4 protein-coding genes are annotated in these 3,416 nt (G+C 75.2%); 3 read left to right on the top strand and 1 reads right to left on the bottom strand.

The window, feature by feature from the left end; translation table 11 throughout:
* On the bottom strand, nucleotides 1–607 hold a 607-nt coding region (locus tag OUY22_RS36250), incomplete at its 3' end, for an NAD(P)-dependent oxidoreductase (RefSeq protein ID WP_270159843.1).
* Nucleotides 608–665: 58 nt separating this feature from the next.
* Here OUY22_RS36250 and OUY22_RS36245 point away from each other — a divergent pair.
* Genes OUY22_RS36245 through OUY22_RS36235 form a run of 3 tightly spaced genes read left to right on the top strand, consistent with a single transcriptional unit; the run spans nucleotide 666 to nucleotide 3,387 of the window.
* Nucleotides 666–1,580 (top strand): LysR family transcriptional regulator, encoded by a 915-nt coding sequence (locus OUY22_RS36245; protein ID WP_270159842.1) that lies wholly within the window; start codon nucleotides 666–668, stop codon nucleotides 1,578–1,580.
* A complete protein-coding gene (locus OUY22_RS36240) occupies nucleotides 1,547–2,560 on the top strand; it encodes a chorismate-binding protein (protein ID WP_270159841.1) in 1,014 nt (337 codons plus the stop codon). The genes OUY22_RS36245 and OUY22_RS36240 overlap by 34 nt, the downstream gene beginning before the upstream one ends.
* Nucleotides 2,557–3,387 carry an aminotransferase class IV gene (locus OUY22_RS36235; RefSeq protein ID WP_270159840.1) on the top strand — a complete coding sequence of 277 codons (831 nt, stop codon included), beginning with the start codon at nucleotides 2,557–2,559 and terminating at the stop codon, nucleotides 3,385–3,387. The genes OUY22_RS36240 and OUY22_RS36235 overlap by 4 nt, the downstream gene beginning before the upstream one ends.
* The last annotated feature ends 29 nt before the right edge of the window (nucleotides 3,388–3,416 follow it).

The following is a 3,416-nucleotide window of genomic DNA, read 5'->3' as shown; positions in this document are numbered from 1 at the left end:
GGGTCTCCCGCGCGGGCTCGCGCAGCCGCTCCGCCACCGCGCCGAGCGGGGTGCCCGCCAGCACCTCCAGCAGCGCCGCGCGCTCCACCCCGTGCGCGGCCCCGTACGCGAGCGTCTCGGCCACCAGCACCTGGGCGGGCACGAGCGCGCTCATGACGGCGAGCTTGAGTGCCGCGCCGGAGCCGAGCGGGCCGCACTCGCGCACGACCCCGAACACCTCCAGCACCGCCCGGCAGCCGGAGACGTCCCCGCCCGCCAGCACCGTCAGCGTGCCGTCGGCGGCCGGGCCGACGCTGCCCAGCACGGGCGCGTCCACCAGCCCCACCTCCGGCGGCAGCAGCTCGCGCAGCCCGCGCACCTCCTCCGGCCCGATCGTGGACATCTCCACCACCGTCGCCCCCGGCCGCAGCCCCGGCCCCGCCGCCGTCAGCACCTCGCGCACCGCGGCCGGGTCCCGCAGCATCGTGATGACGAGGTCCGCGCCCTCGACCGCCTCGGCGGCCGTCACCCCGGTCCCGCGCCGCCACGTGGTCACCTGATGCCCGGCCGCCGTGAGCCGCCGGGCCATGGGGACGCCCATGCGTCCCTGTCCGAGAAATGCAATCACGTCCCACAGTGAAACGGAGCGCACGATATTCCACCACCGACTAGATTGCATGGCAGCCATGCTGGACACGAATGCCTTCGACACCGCGACCCTGCGCCTGTTCGACGAGGTCGCCAGGAGCGGGTCGTTCACCGCCGCCGCCGAGCTGCTCGGCTACACCCAGTCCGCCGTCTCCCGCCGCGTCGCCGCGCTCGAACGCGCCGCCGGCGGGCCGCTGTTCGAACGCCTGCCCCGGGGCGTACGGCTCACCTCCGCCGGCCACCTGCTGCACCGGCACGCCGCCGACGTCCTCGACCGGCTCGACCGGGCGGGGGAGGAGCTGGCCGCGCTGCACCGCGGCAGCGGCGGCACCCTGCGCGTCGGCTCGTTCGCCACCGCGAACGCCGACCTGCTGCCCGCCACCCTGAGACGGTTCGCCGGCCGCCGCCCCGCCGTGGAACTGCGGGTGACCGAAGGGCTCAGCCCGCACCTCGTCGAGCGCCTGCACGCAGGGGCGCTCGACCTGGCCGTGATCAGCGACTACCTGATCACCCCGCCCGGTGACCTGCGCCTGGTCCCGCTGCTGGAGGACCGCCTCCTGGTCGCGCTGCCCCGCGACCACCGGCTGGCCGGCGAGGACGACGTCGACCTGCGCGACCTGGCCCAGGAGCGGTGGATCGAGGCCGCGCCGCGCGGTCAGCCCACCCTCCTGCTGGCCGCGTGCGCCGCCGCCGGGTTCACCCCGCGCGGCGGGCTGCGGGTCGCCGAGTGGTCGGGCAAGTTCGGCTTCGTCGCCGCCGGGCTCGGCGTCACGCTCGTGCCCGCACTGGCCGCCCGCGCCGTGCCGTCCTCGATCGTCCTGCGCGGCCTGCGCGGGCAGCTGCCCACCCGCACCGTGTACGCGATCCTCCCGGAACCGGCGCTCCCGGCCGCGACGGAGCTCGCCGGAATGCTGGGAGAATGGCAGGCGTGTACGACGGTTACGCGCATGTAGGCGGCCGGCTCGCCACCGGGTTGCGCGACGTGACGACCGATCTCGCCGCGCTCGACGGCGAAGGCTGGTGGGCCGTCGTCGTCGACTACGAGGGCAAGGTCACCTGCGCCCGCTTCGACCGGGTGCGCCGCGCCCCGCTGCCCGCGCCGCGCGGCCCCTGGCCCGGCCCGCGCCCGCGGGAGTGGCGCAGCTCGCTCGACCGGGCCGCCTACGAGCGCGGCGTGCGCGCCATCCGCGCCGCCATCGAACGGGGCGAGGTCTACCAGGCCAACCTCTGCCGCGTGCTCACCGCGCCGCTGGCGGCCGGGGCCGACCCGCTGGCGCTCGCCGCCCGCCTGGCCACCGGCAACCCCGCCCCGTACGCCGCCGTCGTCCACCTGCCAGGCCTCGACGTGATCTCCGCCTCGCCCGAGCTCTACCTGTCGCGCGACGGCGACGTGGTCGAGTCCCGGCCCATCAAGGGCACCGGCGCCACCGCCGCCGACCTGCTGGACAAGGACTACGCGGAGAACGTGATGATCGTCGACCTGGTCCGCAACGACCTGGGCCGCGTCGCCGCCCCAGGCAGCGTCGAGGTGCCCGAGCTGTGCGCCGTCGAGGAGCACCCCGGCCTCGTCCACCTCGTCTCCACGGTCCGGGCCCGGCTGGAGCCCGGCGCGGGCTGGGCCGAGCTGTTCGCCGCCACGTTCCCGCCCGGCTCGGTCACCGGCGCGCCGAAATCGTCGGCCCTGCGCATCATCAATGAGCTCGAACCCGAGCCCCGCGGGCCCTACTGTGGGGCGGTGGGCTGGGTCGACGCCGACCGGCGCACGGCGGCGCTGGCCGTCGGCATCCGCACGTTCTGGATCAGCTCCGGCCAGATCCGCTTCGGCACCGGAGCGGGCATCACCTGGGGGAGCGACCCCGGGCGCGAATGGTCCGAGACCGAGCTCAAGGCGTCCCGGCTCATCACACTGGCATCCTCAGGAGGAAATGGATGAACGTCCCTGTCTGGGTCAACGGGGAGCTTCTCGACCCCGCGCAGGCCACCGTCTCGGTGTTCGACCACGGGCTGATGGTCGGCGACGGCGTGTTCGAGACCATCAAGATCGTGAACGGCCGGTCCTTCGCGCTCACCCGCCACCTCGACCGGCTCAAGCTCTCGGCCCAGCGCATGGACCTGCCCGAGCCCGACCTGGAAGCGATCGCCGACGGCATCGCCCGGTGCCTGGCCGCCGCCCCCGCCTGGCCGCTCGGCCGCATCCGCGTCACCTACACCAGCGGCCCCGGCCCGCTCGGCTCCGACCGCGGAAACCAGGGCGCCACCTCGGTCGTGATCGTCGACGAGCAGAAGCCGTTCCCCGCCGCCGCCGACGTCACCGTCGTGCCCTGGCCGCGCAACGAACGCGGCGCCCTGTCCGGCGTCAAGAGCACCTCCTACGGCGACAACGCCAAGGCCCTGGCCTACGCCAAGGCCCGCGGCGGCGGTGAGGCGATCTTCGGCAACCTGGCCGGCAACCTGTGCGAGGGCACCGGCTCCAACGTCTTCATCGTCCGCGACGGCCAGCTGCTCACCCCGACGCTCGACGCCGGTTGCCTGGCGGGCGTCACCCGGGCGCTGGTCATCGAGTGGTTCGGGGCCAAGGAGATGGACGTGCCGCTGTCGTCCTTCTACACCGCCGAGGAGGCGTTCCTCACCTCCACCACGCGCGACGTCCAGCCGATCGCCCGCGTCGACGACACCGCCCTGCCCGCCGCCCCCGGCCCCGTCACCGCGCAGGCCATGCGGGTGTTCGCCGAGCGGGCCGCCGCCGACCTCGACCCCTGATCCCGCGCGGGGGGGGGGGGGGGCCCGGC

Origin of the sequence: Nonomuraea corallina, from assembly GCF_027620315.1 — a bacterium.
GTDB classification, from domain to species: Bacteria; Actinomycetota; Actinomycetes; order Streptosporangiales; family Streptosporangiaceae; genus Nonomuraea; species Nonomuraea corallina.
The sequence above is the reverse complement of the archived record's forward strand: the minus strand, read 5'-3'. Positions and strand labels throughout refer to the sequence as shown.

Bases quoted from the DNA above. Each gene is read 5' to 3' on its own strand.
- OUY22_RS36245 (WP_270159842.1), top strand. From the start codon at position 666: ATGCTGGACACGAATGCCTTCGACACCGCGACCCTGCGCCTGTTCGAC.
- OUY22_RS36235 (WP_270159840.1), top strand. From the start codon at position 2,557: ATGAACGTCCCTGTCTGGGTCAACGGGGAGCTTCTCGACCCCGCGCAG.
- OUY22_RS36240 (WP_270159841.1), top strand. From the start codon at position 1,547: ATGGCAGGCGTGTACGACGGTTACGCGCATGTAGGCGGCCGGCTCGCC.